Source organism: Marinococcus sp. PL1-022 (genome assembly GCF_033845285.1).
GTDB lineage: Bacteria > Bacillota > Bacilli > Bacillales > Marinococcaceae > Marinococcus.
In genome coordinates this window covers 2576957-2593669 of sequence record NZ_JAWXCX010000001.1, presented here as the reverse complement: position 1 = coordinate 2593669, position 16713 = coordinate 2576957, and the positions used below count along the sequence as shown (strand labels likewise).

The 16713-nt window shown below is 49.9% G+C and carries 17 protein-coding genes; 10 read left to right on the top strand and 7 right to left on the bottom strand.

The genetic code is table 11. The annotated features are described in order from the left end of the window. Both SIC45_RS13315 and SIC45_RS13310 read right to left on the bottom strand, forming a co-directional pair. Window positions 1-891, bottom strand: a complete 891-nt coding sequence (locus tag SIC45_RS13315; RefSeq protein ID WP_319632511.1) for an alpha/beta hydrolase — start codon at window positions 889-891, stop codon at window positions 1-3. A 95-nt stretch (window positions 892-986) separates the two neighbouring features. Beyond that, window positions 987-1289 (bottom strand): hypothetical protein, encoded by a 303-nt coding sequence (locus SIC45_RS13310; protein ID WP_319632510.1) that lies wholly within the window; start codon window positions 1287-1289, stop codon window positions 987-989. A 326-nt stretch (window positions 1290-1615) separates the two neighbouring features. On the opposite strand from SIC45_RS13310, the gene SIC45_RS13305 reads away from it, so the two are divergent. Beyond that, a complete protein-coding gene (locus SIC45_RS13305) occupies window positions 1616-3109 on the top strand; it encodes a potassium/proton antiporter (RefSeq protein ID WP_413645800.1) in 1494 nt (497 codons plus the stop codon). Window positions 3110-3168: 59 nt separating this feature from the next. Then, window positions 3169-4230, top strand: coding sequence for an AEC family transporter (locus tag SIC45_RS13300; protein ID WP_319632509.1), 1062 nt, complete (start codon window positions 3169-3171; stop codon window positions 4228-4230). 58 nt (window positions 4231-4288) lie between these two features. On the opposite strand, the gene SIC45_RS13295 is transcribed toward SIC45_RS13300, so the two are convergent. Both SIC45_RS13295 and SIC45_RS13290 read right to left on the bottom strand, forming a co-directional pair. Beyond that, complete coding sequence (locus SIC45_RS13295) at window positions 4289-5851, bottom strand: sodium:solute symporter family transporter (protein WP_319632508.1); 1563 nt, start codon at window positions 5849-5851, stop codon at window positions 4289-4291. Further along, on the bottom strand, window positions 5848-6216 hold the full coding sequence (locus SIC45_RS13290; RefSeq protein WP_413645797.1) for a DUF485 domain-containing protein: 369 nt from the start codon (window positions 6214-6216) through the stop codon (window positions 5848-5850). Before SIC45_RS13290 ends, SIC45_RS13295 begins: the two co-directional genes overlap by 4 nt. Window positions 6217-6509: 293 nt before the next feature. On the opposite strand from SIC45_RS13290, the gene SIC45_RS13285 reads away from it, so the two are divergent. From SIC45_RS13285 to SIC45_RS13260, 6 genes are all read left to right on the top strand, one after another. Next, complete coding sequence (locus SIC45_RS13285; RefSeq protein WP_319632507.1) at window positions 6510-6869, top strand: Na-translocating system protein MpsC family protein; 360 nt, start codon at window positions 6510-6512, stop codon at window positions 6867-6869. 210 nt (window positions 6870-7079) lie between these two features. Further along, the gene (locus tag SIC45_RS13280; RefSeq protein ID WP_319632506.1) at window positions 7080-8081 is read left to right on the top strand and encodes an XdhC family protein; all 1002 of its coding nucleotides are present in this window, start codon (window positions 7080-7082) and stop codon (window positions 8079-8081) included. Next, window positions 8078-8680 (top strand): nucleotidyltransferase family protein, encoded by a 603-nt coding sequence (locus SIC45_RS13275; protein ID WP_319632505.1) that lies wholly within the window; start codon window positions 8078-8080, stop codon window positions 8678-8680. Before SIC45_RS13280 ends, SIC45_RS13275 begins: the two co-directional genes overlap by 4 nt. Beyond that, the gene (locus tag SIC45_RS13270; RefSeq protein ID WP_319632504.1) at window positions 8656-9522 is read left to right on the top strand and encodes an FAD binding domain-containing protein; all 867 of its coding nucleotides are present in this window, start codon (window positions 8656-8658) and stop codon (window positions 9520-9522) included. Before SIC45_RS13275 ends, SIC45_RS13270 begins: the two co-directional genes overlap by 25 nt. After that, the gene (pucD, locus tag SIC45_RS13265; RefSeq protein ID WP_319632503.1) at window positions 9519-11795 is read left to right on the top strand and encodes a xanthine dehydrogenase subunit D; all 2277 of its coding nucleotides are present in this window, start codon (window positions 9519-9521) and stop codon (window positions 11793-11795) included. The genes SIC45_RS13270 and pucD overlap by 4 nt, the downstream gene beginning before the upstream one ends. Next, complete coding sequence (locus SIC45_RS13260; RefSeq protein ID WP_413645952.1) at window positions 11792-12274, top strand: (2Fe-2S)-binding protein; 483 nt, start codon at window positions 11792-11794, stop codon at window positions 12272-12274. The genes pucD and SIC45_RS13260 overlap by 4 nt, the downstream gene beginning before the upstream one ends. A 113-nt stretch (window positions 12275-12387) precedes the next feature. On the opposite strand, the gene SIC45_RS13255 is transcribed toward SIC45_RS13260, so the two are convergent. Further along, window positions 12388-12594, bottom strand: coding sequence for a hypothetical protein (locus SIC45_RS13255; protein WP_091612753.1), 207 nt, complete (start codon window positions 12592-12594; stop codon window positions 12388-12390). Between the two features lie 778 nt (window positions 12595-13372). Here SIC45_RS13255 and SIC45_RS13250 point away from each other — a divergent pair. After that, complete coding sequence (locus SIC45_RS13250) at window positions 13373-13801, top strand: small multi-drug export protein (protein ID WP_319632501.1); 429 nt, start codon at window positions 13373-13375, stop codon at window positions 13799-13801. A gap of 62 nt (window positions 13802-13863) precedes the next feature. Here SIC45_RS13250 and SIC45_RS13245 read toward each other — a convergent pair whose 3' ends face one another. Together SIC45_RS13245 and SIC45_RS13240 are read right to left on the bottom strand one after the other, a co-directional pair. Further along, window positions 13864-14970, bottom strand: a complete 1107-nt coding sequence (locus tag SIC45_RS13245; RefSeq protein WP_319632500.1) for an AI-2E family transporter — start codon at window positions 14968-14970, stop codon at window positions 13864-13866. A 175-nt stretch (window positions 14971-15145) separates the two neighbouring features. Next, window positions 15146-16270, bottom strand: coding sequence for a sn-glycerol-3-phosphate ABC transporter ATP-binding protein UgpC (locus tag SIC45_RS13240; protein WP_319632499.1), 1125 nt, complete (start codon window positions 16268-16270; stop codon window positions 15146-15148). 139 nt (window positions 16271-16409) lie between these two features. On the opposite strand from SIC45_RS13240, the gene SIC45_RS13235 reads away from it, so the two are divergent. Then, on the top strand, window positions 16410-16700 hold the full coding sequence (locus SIC45_RS13235) for a hypothetical protein (RefSeq protein WP_319632498.1): 291 nt from the start codon (window positions 16410-16412) through the stop codon (window positions 16698-16700). The last annotated feature ends 13 nt before the right edge of the window (window positions 16701-16713 follow it).

Below are 16713 nucleotides of genomic sequence, written 5' to 3'. Positions count from 1 at the left end.
TTATTTAAAGGCACGCTTGAGCGCGTGGATAATCGTAGCCCACGCTTCGAGCGCGGTTTCTTCGTTCCCCATATGCGTAAATCCGTGGCTGGTCGCAGAAAATGGATAATGATGCACCGCGACGCCGGCTTTTTCCAGGCGGCTCACGTACTGGGCCGCTTCTCTTGCGAGCGAATCGTATTCAGCAGTAATGACGAGCGCCGGGGGCAGGCCTTCGAGTTGTTCAGCATATAACGGTGAAACGTAAGGGTGACGGGCGTCCTGTGGTGTCTGCAGGTAGCTGTCGTTAAAAATCTGCGCAATATAAGGCGGAATGGCAGTGGAATACGACGGCTTTTCGTAGGGATCCGTCTGCAGGTCGAGGACGGGATAGTCAAGAATCTGCAGCTTCGGCAGCCTGTGGCCGGTATCACGCAGCATCATGCTCGCCGTGGCGGCAAGATTGCCCCCGGCGCTGTGGCCGCCAAGCACGTAGTTGTCCATCTGCAGCGAAAGGCGCCCGGCATGCGCGGTCAGCCATTCGACAATTTCAAACACCTCAAGCACCGAAGCCGGGAAGCGGGTCTTTGGCGCCAGGTGGTAGTCAATGTTTACCACTACGCAGGAGACCTCAGCGGCGATGTATCTGCACCAGCCCGCATCTTCACCGGAGCTGCCCATCACAAAGCCCCCTCCGTGCAGATTGATATACACCGGAAGCTTTTTGGAAACGTCCGCGATCGGGTAATAAATATGTACCGGCGTGGCTCCAGGGGTCGTTTCGACCAGATAGGAGAAGGTGCTGACCGAATCAGCCGGCGGCGGGGTAATATACGACTGGGACTGCTGGCTGACGCGTTTTTGAAAAGAGCGCAGCATTGCTGCCTGCGTAGACGTTTTCCATTTGGCCATAAGTAACTGCTTCCTTTCCTGAAAAGTATTAAAAATCATATTCCTGTTTTCAGGCAGAAATAAACAAGACACGCCTATGTGAGGCGTGCCCCGCTTTAAATTTCTTTTTCGCGCTGATATCCGAAGGCTTCAACAAGCAGCCAGATGCCGGTGAGAATGTGCATAAACATACCAACAATTGGAATATAGGCGACGACGGAAGTGATAATGCCCAGGATGTTGCCGGTTTTCTTTTGCTTATCATAGATAGACGCAATAAGAGCGATAATATGGGCAACAAGCATAATCTGCAGCGGCAGGTACCCTGTGCCGACAATGATGAGCCCGCCGATAATCGGTATACCGAGAAACAGTTCAATCCCGCCGGTGACCCATTTGAGTATCCGGGACGTTTCCATGAATAGCTGCCTCCTTTTGGTGTGCGTATACTACTATACGTCCTTTCCCTGTAAAAGGTTTCGTTACGCATACAAACGTAAAAGGGCTGATTGCTATGGATAATAAAAAATCAATGTTAAAATAAAAAGAGTATATTATTATGTACCATTTTCCCCGTTAGACGCAGGAAGTGTTCTGCGTTCTTCAGTATCAATTCCCGACGCGCGCTTTCTGAAGCAGCGGTTTTCTTTTCCGCAGCCGGCGCGTATGCTCTCCTATCAGAACACCGTAAAACTATAAAACATAACGCATGCAAAGGCATGTGTCATGAAAGGAACGAAACATATTGGATTTTTTGGAAGCAAACGATGGAGTCGTTCTGCTTGTCGGTTTACTGCTGGTGGCCGGCATTGTTGTGGCTAAATTTTCGAACCGGCTCGGGCTGCCGGCCCTTGTGCTGTTTATTCTGATCGGTATGCTGATCGGAAGCGACGGCCTGGAAATCGTTTATTTTGATAATGCCGAAGTAGCCCAGCTGGTTGGTATATTCGCCCTGGTGATTATCCTGTTTGAGGGCGGCCTTCAGACAAAATGGTCAACGGTGCGCCGGGTGGCGGTGCCGTCCATTTCGCTTGCGACCGCAGGCGTGGTAATTACTTCCTTGTGTGTGGGGGGTGCGGCGTACCTGCTGCTCGACTTTACCTGGTATGAAGCACTTCTTCTCGGGTCCATTGTCGGATCCACCGACGCGGCAGCCGTGTTTGCTGCCCTGAAGGAGAGAAATATTAAAGCCAAGCTCGGGGCCACGCTTGAAGCAGAGTCGGGGACGAACGACCCGATGGCTGTTTTTTTAACGATTTCTTTTATTGAACTGCTGACTAACGCAGATGCCAACATCTGGATGCTTATCCCGTCATTTTTCTGGCAGATCGGCGCCGGCATTATTCTGGGTCTGCTGTTCGGCCGCTTCGCTTCGTTTGCAATTAACCATATCGGCCTTGAATCAAGTGGTCTGTACCCGATCTTTTCGGTGGCCTTTGCGCTTCTGGCCTACAGTGTGACGGCAGCTGTTGGAGCGAGCGGATTTTTGGCTGTATACATAGCCGCGCTTGTAATCGGCAACTCTGAGCTTACGTTCCGCTACTCGATCTTTCAGTTTAATGAAGGGTTCGCCTGGATGAGCCAGATTCTGATGTTTATTATTCTCGGGCTGCTTGCTTTTCCGGGCCAGGTATTTACGTCAGATGTGATGCTTGCCGGTATTGCACTTTCCTTTGTCCTTATGTTTGTCGCACGGCCGCTTGCTGTCTTTATATCTACGGCGTTTCTCGGCTATACAATGAAGGAGCGGACCTTTTTATCCTGGGCGGGGCTTCGCGGGGCGGTACCGATCGTGCTCGCAACATTCCCTGTCGTCGCTGATCTCGACAATGCCCAGCTGATTTTTAACCTCGTATTTTTTATCGTATTGACGTCTGCGCTCATTCAGGGCTCAAGCATTTCCTACGTGGCGAAGCTGCTGCATCTGGTTGGCCCGAAAAAAGAAATACCGTACCACTCCATCGAGCTCGTCAGCATGGGGTCGGCAAATGCGGAAATGGTGCAGTTTGAAGCGAGCGAGGAATCGGCGATTGTCGGAAAACAGCTGTATGAGATCAATTTTCCAAATGACGCGACTGTAAGCGCCATGGTGCGTAACGATGAACTCGTAACGCCAGGCGGAAACACCGAGATCCAGGAAGGGGACTTTCTGTACATTCTCGTATCCAGACAGCAAAAGGACGATCTGCGTCGCCTGTTGAATCGCAAGAAGCACCCGGAGCCTAAGACGACCTCGTAACGGCCTGCTGCCTTCCAGATGGAGGGCGGCTTTTTTGCGGGAAATGAGGAAGCGTTTGCATGAAATTTATTAATACAGCAAGCTTTCATTCGTTTTCATTCCAGTCGATTTATATTAAGATAGAACACGTGCAGATTCAGGAAAATTATGAAAGAACCGAGGCGAGACAAATGTCTATTATTGATATAATTACGCCGGTGTTTATGATGACTGTATTGATAGCAATCGGCGCGATCACCTCTAAAATGATTGATGTGTCGGTGGAAACGCGCCGTTTTATTTCCTTTGTAGCTATTAATTTCGCGCTTCCGGCCGTGATTATGTACAGCATCTTTCAGCTCGAGTTCAACAGCTCCACATGGTCGTCATTTGCAATGATCTACGCATGTGCGCTCGGGCTCACGTGGACAGGCATGGCTGTCGGCTACGGCGTTGGCCGTTTTTTTCATTATACAGACATAGAAGCGCGGCAGCTGGCAATTGTTGCGGGCTGCAGTAATTCGGGCTTTATCGGCATTCCGCTCATTACGATTTTGTTTGGTCCCGAAGCAGGGTCCTATGCAGCAGTCTATGATGCCGGCACGACGACAAGCGTATTTACTATTGGCATCCTGCTGTTAAAGCCGGGGCGGTTTTCGTTCAAACAGCTTACATCGATTTTAAACACGCCGTTTCTAACACTTGTATGCTCTGTGCTGCTTGCATCTGCGGGATTGGTTCTGCCAATGATATTTCTTGAAACGGTAAATACCATCTCCGGACTAGCGGCTCCGCTTGCGATGATTTTGATTGGCCTGCTCATACCAACCATTACTTCAGCCAATTGGAAGATGGTGAAAACAGGGTACAAGCGTTTCATTGGCTCCGCTGTAATCGTAAAGGTGCTTGCCGTTCCAGCGGTCGCCTGCCTGCTAGTATGGCTGCTTCCCATTCCGGAGCTTCTCGGAAAAATTATTATTGTACAGTCATCCATGCCGACCATCACGCTGGCAGCTGTGCTGTTTGAACGCTACGTGCATGGAAGGTCTAATCAGCTCGGGATTGTCGCATTAATCGCAACGACCATCTTCAGCCTGCTGATGCTTCCACTAACCGTATTCATCGCCCAGCAGATTGCCTGAGTAAAATTGAAGAACGCAAAAAAACACCGGAGCAGATCCGGTGTTTTTTGTATGCATGCTATTCGTCTTTTTTTATGGCGCGACCCTGAAGGTCGTATTCGCGGTAGCCGGTGTTGGCTTTAAATAGTACCTTGTCGTAACGTCCGGATTCCGCTTCTTTGGAAACAAGCGTACCGATCCAGCCGCCAAGAAAGCCGAGCGGTACGGATACGATCGCCGGGTTTGTGAGCGGAAAGATTGCCTGGGCGGCAATGAATGCGCTGCCGTCAGGGTTCATGACGTTCGGGCTGATAATTACCAGTCCGACGGAGCTGATCAGACCGACTGCAATCGCGGTAATCGCTCCATTCGTGTTAAAGCGTCTCCAGTAAATCGTGTACACAATAACCGGCAGATTCGCGCTGGCGGCTACACAGAAGGCAAGTGCCACGAGAAAGGCAACGTTTAAGTTCTGCGCGAAAATCGCAAGTGCAATGGAAAGCACGGCCACTGTCAGTGAAGCAGTACGGGCTGCAACTACCTCCTCACGCTCGGTCACCTTCCCTTTTTTAACAATCTGCCCGTACAGGTCGTGAGCAAAGGCACTGGCTCCGGAAAGAACGAGGCCTGCCACAACGGCGAGAATCGTCGCGAAGGCTACGGCACAGACAAAGGAGAACAGCAGATCGCCGCCGAGAGCCTGGGCAAGAAGCGGTGCAGCCATGTTTCCGGCCGGGTTGGCAGCGATAATATCGGAGCGGCCGACAAAAATGGCAGCGCCAAAGCCTAAGCAGACCGTTAAGACGTAAAAGATACCAACAATCCATGTAGCCGTAACAACCGAGCTCCGGGCCGTTTTTGCATCTTTAACAGTGAAAAAGCGCATCAGAATATGTGGAAGACCGGCTGTACCAAGTACGAGTGCAATCATGAGGGATAAGGAGTCAAGCGGAAGCTTATCCTGCTGTCCCGGGTTCAGGAAATTAGTTCCGGCAGGTGTTGCCTGGCCAGCTTCCCGGAACATGGCAATGACGTTAAAGTTGAACTGCCATAAAACCATAATGGAAATGATCAGTGTACCAATCATCAGTAGTACAGCTTTGGTAATCTGCACCCAGCTGGTGGCGGTCATGCCGCCAAACAGTACATAAATGGTCATCATAATGCCGACGAGAATAACGGCCCATGTGTATGGAAGCCCGAACAGAAGCTGGATTAATGCCCCCGCCCCGACGAGCTGGGCGATCATATAAAAAATAACGATGGTGATGGTACTGAAGGCTGCGGCACCGCGAATTTTTTTAGCATCAAAGCGGGCGTTCAGCATATCAGCAAGTGTGTACTGGCCGAGGTTACGAAGCGGTTCAGCGACCACAAACATAACAACGAGGTAAGCTACTAAGTAACCAATGCTGAAAAGAAAACCGTCAAAGCCGTATAGGGCAATGGCGCCGGCAATCCCTAAAAAGGAAGCGGCTGATAAGTAGTCCCCTGAAATCGCGAGGCCGTTCTGCCAGCCGGTCAGGCCGCCACCGGCGGTGTAAAAGTCACTGGCTGAGCTGGTTTTTTTCGCTGAAAAGTACGTAATAACGAGGGTAAGGCTGACAATTATAAGAAATAGTGTAATGACTGTTGCATTCATGAATGATCCCCCTTCGCCTTGCGTTCTTCTTCTTCGATGATTGCTTCGGCATCTTTATCAAATTTTGAGGATTTACGTACGTAAAGAATACAAAGCGTCCAGGTCATGGCAAACTGCGCAAACGCAAGTACCCATGCCCAGGTGATTGGTCCGATCGCCGAGTTGTTCAGCACGTCCGACGTAAGAATTAAAACCGGAAGAGCCAGGTAAAATAGCAGGAAAAACACCGTTAACGGTGCGATGAATTTTCTTTTTTTCGACATGAGGTTTTTAAAAGCAGGGTTTTCCACGGCCTCGGAATATTTCACTCCTCCGCCAGAGGTAAAGGTTTCGTTAGTCGTATCAGATTCTTTTTTGACAGCCACATTTTTTCCTCCTTTTTCAAATAAAGTTCAGTCAGCGCAAGTAAGATAAAAGTATCGGCAACAACGACATGCAGCAGAAAGGAAGGAGACAAATTAAACTTATAATATGAAAGCGCTTCCGTCAATCGAAAATGTCAGAAAAAATCCAAAATTGTTGCATAACAGTAGATGAGGAAGACAAATTAGTTCAAAACTACTAGTTAATAATTCGGGTGATAAAAAATCTTTCATGAAAATAGGCTAGGACCGCGTTATTCGTTATAATAAGTCATGAACGAAAGGACGGGGTAAGTGTGTGGGAAGAACAGTTTGGGAGTGAAAAATGGATCAAGCAGCAAATCGCTCAGTTGTACAACAGCGTGAACCAGGAGATGTATGATGTTGGAGTGAAAACGTTAAAGGTGGAGCTGTTACAGCACAAGTGCATTATTTTTGGGGAACACAAAAGAGTGCCCGCGCTGCGGGCGCTCGAACAGCGCAATGAAGCCCTGACCAGTCAGGTGGACGCGGCGCTGGTGGACGAATTTAAGAAGCGGCTGCATCAGTTGCTTGTCCAGGAGCTGGGCCTTCCGGTGCGTACTGTACTGAAGGATTTTGATCCTGTCTCCGGGGCTGCGGCGACCGTCATTTACCTGGAAGAAAAAAAGCGTTAGATTATATGACATTCTTCCTTACAAGCAGCCTGGATATAAGTAAAATAAATACAAACAGTTAAGAAGAGGATCTGCTGTAGACCGGCAGCTCTTCTCTTTCCATCCAGACGGAGGCTTGATTCCTGTTAGACGGGAATGAAGAGGCCGGAGAAACGCAGGAGCAGATACCTGTGCCTTTCTCCGGCTTTTTTTATAAAAGGAGCGAGATGCATGGATCATTTGCATGATATTATTCCGCAGCTTTCTGCAGATGAAAAACAAATAATGGCGACGATTACGAATGTGGAAGGATCGGCGTACCGCAAGGAAGGCACGGCCATGCTGCTGCAAACAGATGGAGATTCTATCGGCATGCTGAGTTCCGGCTGCCTTGAAGGGGACCTCCATCACCGGATTGACGACGTGCATGCTGAAGGTGCGCAGGTGGTTTCGTATGACATGAGGGGCTACGGAGAGCTTTCCTGGGGAGAAGGCACAGGGTGCAACGGAGTGATTGAAGTACTGCTGGAGCCGGTGACAGAAGAGCTGGCTGCGTCTATGCGTAGAATGCACGAGGCCGTAAACCAGGGAGAAACAGTGCTGAGGTGGGCCACGACCGAAGGCAGCGGGTGGTTCATCCGCGGCGGGGAACCGGACGGACAGACAGTGCAGCTGGCCGGGCAGGCAGCTGCCATGAAGCGCGGAAGCGGCCGTTCTTCCATTTCAGACAGCCGGGGTGAAAAAATATTTGTCCAGACGATCCGCCCGAGGCCAAGACTGTTTGTTTTCGGCGCCGGACCGGATGCTCGTCCGCTCATGCAAATGGCGGCGCGCTGCCGATACGAGGTTACGGCTCTTGACTGGCGCCCGGCCGCTCTTGAAAAAGTAAAAAATGAGATTCCGGAGACCAAAAGGACACTCGGATTCCCTCATGAATGGTGGGCAGAAACAGCGTTCCGCTCCGGAGACATGGCGGTGATTATGACTCATCATTTTGAAAGGGACAGGGAGGCGCTGACGCATCTTTTGCAGCAGCCAATGGCATATATCGGTGTGCTCGGTTCAAAAGCGAGAACAAAACGCCTGCTGCAGACAGAGACGCTGCCGGAGATGATTACAACTCCGATTGGTTTGTCCATTGGAGCAGAAGGGCCTGAAGAAATTGCGGTGAGCGTGGTCAGCCAGCTGATAGCTCTTCAAAACGCCGCAAAAACCGGAGAGGTGATGACATGAAAACAGCAGTGATTTATTTAGCAGCCGGGACAAGCTCCCGCATGGGCCACAATAAACTCGAAAAACCGTGGAAAAATACGACGCTCGGAAGCAGTGCGCTGCAGCAGGTGCTAAAGAGCAGGGCAGAGGAAGTTATCGTCGTGACGAATCAGTCTGTATGGATAGATAACAGAATATTCGAACAAAATAAGCGAACGGTACGTCTGGCGGCCAGTCCGCAGGCAGTGAAAGGGCAGGCTTATTCCCTCCGTACTGGAGTGAACGAAGCGGTTCGTATCGGTGCGGAAGCGGTTCTCGTCGTACTCGCTGACCAGCCCGGCCTGAGAGCGGAGACCATTGACCGGTTAATAGCGCAGGCCAAAGCACAGACGTGCGATTTCACCGGTATGTGGACCGGGCATCATTATCAGCCGCCTATGCTGTTTAAAAAACAGATGTTTGCTGCTCTGCAGAGCGTGGAGGGTGACCGCGGGGCCGCTTCTATTCTGCGGACGGAGCACACGTGGACAGGAAGTCCGTATGTGGGCTTTCGGCAGCTCGAACAGCTTGACGTTGACACCGAGGAGGAATATAGATGGATGCTGCACAAAAACCAGTAACACCGGTGGTATGGATGCCCGAAACGGTACAGGAAGCGTTTGCACTTTATCAGGAGCATTCCCCGGATGCGGAATGGATTGCCGGAGGCACATGGCGGCAGGTCGAACGGGAAAAGGGAAAAGCATTCGCCGGTAACGTGATTGTACTTGAGCGTATTTTCGGGCTTTCGTCCTGGCAGGAAGAAGAAAAGTACGTGCGTATCGGTGCCTGTATGACGCTCGAAAAGTTAATCCAGGAGCCAATTATTTCCCGGGAAATACTGGGGGAAACGATGCGGCGGATTGCTGCTCCGGCGGTGCGTACGCGAGGCACCATCGGCGGCAACATTATGTACGGACACGGAGACACCCTGCCAGCACTGATTGCGCTGCAGGCGGAGCTTGAAATCTGGAACGGGGAATCATATGCCCGTATTCCGGTGGAGGAAGCAGCTTCCTATGACGGTGTGTTTTTATTAACGGCTGTGCTGCTGCCAAAAACGTCGGAAGCCGGGCCGGAGGAATTGCATTTTTTTGAAAAAATCGGCCGCCGGGAAGCCTTCACCGCATCGCTTCTTGCTGTGAGCGGCTGCGTCCGCAGGCAGGGGGACAAAAGCGCGGGGGCGAGGCTGGCGTTAGTAGGCGGAAAAGACGCCCCGGTGCGGCTTCGCCGTGCAGAAGCATGCGTGGCTGAACCAGGGTGGACTCCGGAAGCGTTCTTCGAAGCGCTTGCAGCTGATTATCAGCCGGAGGATGAACCATTTTCTTCAGGGAACTACCGTCTGCAGGCAGCCGCTCATTTATTTTTATCCCACCTGTGGCTCGACGGTAAGGCAGAAAAAGGAGGCGTGCATAAAACATGAAACAGCCAGAACATCAGCGCCGGCCGGACGCTGCACCGAAAGTAACCGGATCCTTAAAATATTTAACCGACCGCTTTGAAGAAAATATGCTGATCGGAAAGGTGCTGCGAAGCGAATACCCGCATGCCCGTATCAAAAATATCGATACGTCAGCGGCTGAATCGGTGCCGGGAGTTCATGCGGTGCTGACCCATCATGACATACCGGGGTTAAATCGCTTTGGTATAGTTATACCGGACCAGCCCGTATTTTGTGAGGACAAAGTACGCTATACAGGGGATGCAGTGGCTGCGGTGGCAGCAGAATCAGCGGAAGCGGCAGATCAGGCGCTGGCCGCTGTAGCAGTGGAATACGAGCCGCTGTCTGTGCTTGATGCGGTCGACAAAGCGCTGGCTCCCGAAGCGGAGCAGCTGCATGAAGCTGGGAACATCCTGCATGAAGCTTCCTATACACGCGGGGATCTGCAGGAGGGCTTTGCGGAATGCACCTGTATTGTCGAAGAAACGTACCAGCTCCCCCGTCAAATGCACGGCTACATGGAAACAGAAGGCGGGCTGGTTGTCCCGGAAAAAGACGGAGGCATTTCCGTATACATGGCTACGCAGCACGGATTTAAAGACCGCTTTCAGCTGTCGAGAATTCTGGACGTCCCGGAAGAGAAAATACGCATCATTTCGAGTCCGATCGGCGGATCATTTGGCGGCAAGGATGAGCTGAATCTGCAGCCTTACGGAGCAATGCTGGCACTGAAAACAGGCCGTCCTGTCCGGCTGCACAACACCCGGGAGGAGTCGGTGCTGGCAGGATTGAAGCGACACCCGATGGCGATTACGATGCGGACCGGAGCAGATGCAGGCGGCCGCGTCCTGGCGCACGAAACGACAATTCATGCGGATACTGGGGCTTATGCCACACTTGGTCCGGCGATTCTGGAATTTGCTGTTGAGCATGCAAGCGGGCTGTATCCGATCCCAAATATTACGACCACCGGAGTTTCCGTGTTCACCAATAACGGTGTTGCCGGTGAGTTTCGCGGGTTTGGCGGCAATCAGGTCACGTTTGCGCTTGAGGGGCAGATGGACCGGCTGGCTGAAAAGCTTGAAATGAAGGGAACGGAGCTGCGTGCCAAAAATATGAGAAAGCCTTCCGATGCCGGTCCGCTCGGCCAGGGAATTGCTCCGACGGATGGCGGACAGATGATACTTGAAGATGTCACCGCCTGGCAGCAGCTGCCGCTGAGTAACACAGAAGAAACTCCGTGGGTGAAAAATGGCCGGGGAGGCGCGGTCTCGATGCATGGAGGCGGTCTTGGCTACGGACGGCTGGATCCTTCCGGCGGGCGGCTTGCCCTCACAAAGGAAGGAAAGCTTGAAGCTGCTTTCGGATTTGAAGAATGCGGCCAGGGCATTGTAGCGGTAATTGTAAAGGTGATGAAGGACACATTTTCCTGCAACAAAGAAGATATAGAAATTACGATCGGTGACACGAACAAAGTGCCGGTCTCGGGGTCAACGACCGCTTCACGCGGAACGAGCATGGTTTGGACAGCTGTGGAAAATATGAAGGCATCCTTTCGCAGACAGCTGCTGGCAGAAGCATCGAGAGTGACCGGGACGCCCTCAGCGGATTTATATCTGGGGGCAGGTGGTGTCCATAAAAGAGGAACAGAGCCCTCGCTCTTTTTAAGCTACAGGGCGCTGGCGGAATATGTACAGGACGGGGACATTGAAACGCACACGTCGTTTGATTTTCCGGTGACGCCGGATGAAATTGACTCCGGTCATTATTTGTATTCCTTCGGCGGCGTAAGCGCAGAGGTGGAGGTGAATCTTTTAACCGGCACCATACGGGTGCTTGATTTGAAACAGTCTGTGTCTGCCGGTCCAGTCATGTATCCGCAGGGGTACAGAGGACAGATTGAAGGCGGCGGCATCATGGCGCTTGGGTATACGTTGATGGAGGATGCTGTAATGGACGGAGGTCACTATCAGACGGAAAATTTCGATACGTATCTGATGCCGGGAATAAAGGACCTGCCGGATCATGTGACGGTCAAGCCGCGTGAAGAAGTGATGGAAGGGGATATTCACGGACCGAGGGGTGTTGGGGAAATAGGGACAATTGCGGTGGCGCCGGCCATTGCGGAAGCAGTTTACCAGGCCATTGGGGCCCGGCCGGCAAAGCTTCCTGTTTCCAGAGAATGGGTACTGCAACAGATTCAGCAAAGGGGGCTTCTGCCTTGGAACAAACCAGAAAAGATTCCCGGGGCATAGAGCACCGGGAGGGCAGGTATGCGTGCACCTTCCGCGTCAACGGGGAAGAGGTGACTGTCGCTGCTTCTCCCATGGACCGGGTTGTCGATCTTTTAAGAGACCAGCTGCATGAAACAGGCACGAAAATTTCCTGCGGTATCGGCCGGTGCGGAGCTTGTTCGATCTGGGTGGATGGCCGGCTTACAAGCTCCTGTCTGCTGCTTGCCTACCAGGTGGAAGGCAAAGAAGTAACGACCATCGAGGGCATGGGTACAGAGGAGCGCTGCAGTATAGTACAGGAAGCATTTATGAACGAAGGAGGCTTTCAGTGCGGCTACTGTACGCCGGGCATGATTATGGCCGCGGAGTCGCTTCTCAGGCACACACCGGACCCGGATGATGAAGAAATCCGGGAAGGGCTGGCCGGCAACATCTGCAGGTGTACCGGCTACAGTAGTATTATACGGGCGGTGAAAGCAGCAGCCGCCAATCTTCAGTAATCAGCAGGCCCGGGCATTCAGCCCGGGCTTTTTGCATAACGGACGGCGGCTTAAACACCATACAAAAAGCCGGCGCTCTCAAGCTTGCCGGCTTCCCCCTGTTATATCTCTATTTATGTTACTTTCCGGAGTGGTATGACGGTTTTGTACCTGCGTGATACTGTATCATACGCCTGCAAAAGTCTTCGCATCACTTCCACTTTCTTCTCTGAGTCGACGCCCTGATCCAGAATCGTACGGGATAAATCCATGAAGCTCTGATGCGGATCATCAGAAGATTCAAGCAATTCCACATAAAGCGTCTCGTTTTTCTCCGACACTGCGATTCGCCCCCTTAACACTTTTTACACCATTGTCGAAAGGAAAAGTTCGTTACAACTACCGTACCACGATACAAATTTGGAAGAAATCCTAAATAAGTAACAATTCTAATTACAGATACCGCACCTGAGAGGTTTACAGTCTGATAAGAAAGATAGCAAATACATCACAAATTTGGAATTTACAATAAAATACATGCTTTAAATGCTTTAGTATCAACACTTCACTGTTTTAGAAGAAAATGGAACGCGGTAATGATAAAAAATGGGGGCCGGGAGCTAGGTCCCGCTTTCAAGAATAAAGACCTATCTTTTAACGATCTCTCTAAAAAGAACTTCGAAGTGTAGATAAAGGGTGAAAGTGTTGCCATGTAAGTGATTGTTAGCCATCGTAATAAAATATTGCGAGAAAAGTTTTAAATATGTATTTTGAAGGACTATTTACCTGTTTTTGTTTTTTCTTTTATCGAAAAAATCATTAGAGGGAGATTTTTTACCGGATTTTGTCTAAAAAAGAACTCTTTAGTTAAAACGTGTAAAAAAATTACATGTATTAGTGCTTTAGAAGAGAAAGCCATCAAAGGATAAATCCGGAAGCAAAACCCTTCAACGAAAGCATTCATATGAAAGATATATACAGCTATACTTAGTAATCAAAACATATGAATACATATAAAGAGTTAATTTTATCTTAATAGGTTTTTTCGCTTCCCAACCGAAATAACGAGTGCTAAAATATTTTTTGTGCGAAATTTTTGGTAGGGAAGGGGGAGGAATAATGGAATACATTTCGATGGCTTCGCTGGCTTGGTTTATGGGATTTTTCCCACTATTTGAAATTTATATTGCAGTACCTGTAGCGATGGGAGCGGGATTTGATCCTGTATCAGCTGTTTTGTGGGCAGCTGTAGGAAACTTCATGGCGGTACCGACCGTGACACTTTTTTACCGCCAGCTCGAGAGAATCAGCTTCTTCTCCAACTGGATGGAAAAACTGGCTGCCAACCGGTTCCGTAATAAAATTGAGCAGTACGGAGGCTGGGTTATCCTGCTGCTTACGCCGATTGCGGGTGTCTGGGCCATATCCGTGATTGCCAAAGCCATCGGTATGTCAAAGCGGACATTATTTCTCTCCACCGGTACGAGTATTCTAATTTACGGTATTGCCATTGCCGGGTCGATACAGCTTGGACTCGGCTGGTTTTAATATATGACGGCGCAAAAAAGCCGGCAGCACGCAAAATGATGCGGCTGCCGGCTTTTTTATAGTTAAATAATTTCTTCGCGGCGGTGTTTGTTCCCGCGGCGGTTGACCTGCCAAATACGGTACAGATTGGTGACGACTACTTTTATAAGGGCGTACGCCGGTATTGCGAGAATCAACCCGAGCAGCCCGAACATGCCGCTTGCAAAAAGCAGGACGAAAATGACGGTGACGGGGTGTACCTGCAGTACCCGTCCCATAACCTGCGGCGAGATCAGGTTGGATTCGAGCTGTTGGATGACTATTACACCAATAATAACAAACAGGGCAGTAATTGGAGCATCGAATAAAGCTACTATAACAGCTGGTATGGTACCGATAAACGGACCAACGAACGGAACGAGATTCGTCAGCATGCAGATAATACCGAGAATGAGCACATAGTCGAGACCGATAATCCAAAAAAGGATCATGGACAGAATACCTACGATAAAGCTGACGGTAATTTGTCCCTGGATATAGTTAGCAAGTGCGCGGTCCATGTCCTGAAGGATTTTATGAACCTCCGGACGGTGCTCACGGTCCACAAATTTCAGCATAAAGCCTGGCAGCTTGTGACCTTCGCGCAGAATATAGAAAAGGACAAACGGAATAACAAACAGGATAACAAAGAAACTGAAAACGGCGCTTCCGATTGAAACAAGTGTGGAAACAAGAGAATCCGTAATCGTACTCGCTGAATTCTGGAGCTGGGAGCCGATGGAATCCATGGAAATATTATTTCCCTGCATAATTGGCTGTATCGCCGGATGGTTCTGGTTGTTCATGATAAAGGACTGTACCTGTTCAAAGTACCTTGGAATCTGGTTGATCAGCTGATTAAACTGGCTGGCAATAATCGGGCCGACCAGATTTACAATCAAAGTTATGATACCAGCAAGCACGCCGTACAACAGTAGAATAGACAGGGAACGGGGTATGTACTTGGAGAGCAAAACCACAAACGGGCGGAACAGATAGCTTAAAATGCCCGAAATGATAACGGGAGCGGCAAGTGTTCCTACTAATACGAATAATGGCTGGAAAATGTAATCCACCTGACGGGCCATAAAGGCAATGGCTAAAACGACTAAAATACCTAAAGAAACACGAAACCATTTGTATTGATACATGTTTTACAATCACCACTCTTTTCTTAAATAAATAAAGAATAAACGAATATCAGGACGTTTGTACACCTTCCCTTCATTATACAGGCGGAAACATAAAACTGGTTCATGATTTTACAAAAAACCGTTAAAGCATAAAAGCACCCGCCCCGAATAGGGACAGGTGCCAAAGACTATTTTACTGGGTGGCAGCAAAATCTGTTAATTCCTTCGTAAGCACTTCTTCAGTATCCGGATTAAAGAAGTGGCAGCGGTCCATGTTGAAGAAAAGATCAAGTTTATCACCGGCATGGATGCTGCTGTTCGCATCTACCCGGGCGATGACCTGCTTGCCGTTGACGCTTGTGTAAAGAATCGATTCAGCCCCGTTCATTTCAGATACTTCAATATCGAGGTTCAGTTTGTTTTTCGATGAAGTGGTTCCACTCATCACGTGGTGAATATCTTCCGGACGAATGCCGAAGGTTATTTTTTCATTTTCAAAGCCCTGGTTACGGAGAATCTGCATTTTGCTCTCCGGAATTTCGAGCTTGTGTTCACCGAGTTCAAGGGTGGTGCCGTTAATTTGACCTTCCAGGAAGTTCATCGCCGGAGATCCAATGAAACCGCCTACAAAAACGTTCGCAGGGTGGTCGTATACTTCTTTAGGAGAGCCGACCTGCTGCACGACGCCGTCCTTCATAATAACGATACGGGTCGCCATGGTCATAGCCTCTGTCTGGTCGTGCGTTACATAAACTGTCGTACTGTTTAAGCGGCGGTGAAGCTTAATGATTTCTGTACGCATCTGCACACGGAGCTTCGCATCCAGGTTGGAAAGCGGCTCATCCATCAGGAATACTTTCGGGTCACGCACAATGGCACGGCCAAGAGCAACACGCTGACGCTGACCACCGGAGAGGGCTTTTGGTTTACGGTCAAGATAGTCTGTCAGCCCGAGAATATCGGCTGCGTTTTTCACACGCTGATCAATGTCATCTTTTTTGAACTTACGGAGCTTCAAGCCAAAAGCCATATTGTTGTATACGTTCATGTGCGGGTACAGGGCGTAGTTCTGGAACACCATCGCGATATCGCGGTCTTTTGGAGAAACGTCGTTGACGCGCTCATCCCCGATGTATAAATCGCCGCCCGTAATATCCTCGAGGCCGGCAATCATGCGGAGGGTAGTCGATTTCCCGCAACCGGAAGGACCGACGAAAACGATAAATTCCTTATCCTCAACATCAAGATTAAAGTCATCTACTGCAGTAACGTCACCATCGTATGTTTTTGTAATGTGATTCATGCGGATACCAGCCATAATAAGTTCGCTCCTTTTGAAGAAGGTTTATGTTATCTGTTGTTTATATTAAAGAAAACGCTTTCATATTAATATAGACAACCTGAACAAAGTTAACATAAGAAACATTGTGCAACGTGAATAGAAAAGCGTAGGAGCCTTGTCCAACCGCGACAGGTACTTCCCAGACGTGCAGGGCAGCCTGCTGCCCGAAGTCGGCTGGAAGGTAACCCCGAGCGGTCAGGCTCCGAAGCTGGACAGAATAGAAAAGCGTAGGAAGCCGTTCAGCGGCATAGGCTCTGGAGGAGCTTTGGATAAAGGGGCTTTTTCCCTTTACCAAAGGTCTGAAGAGACCGGCTGCCGCTGGCTTCCGGAGCTGGACATAGAAAAGCTTAGGTTTTTTAGGGCTGTTCGATTAAAATCGCTACATCCTGTAGCAACATCGAACTGACCCGCATCGTGCC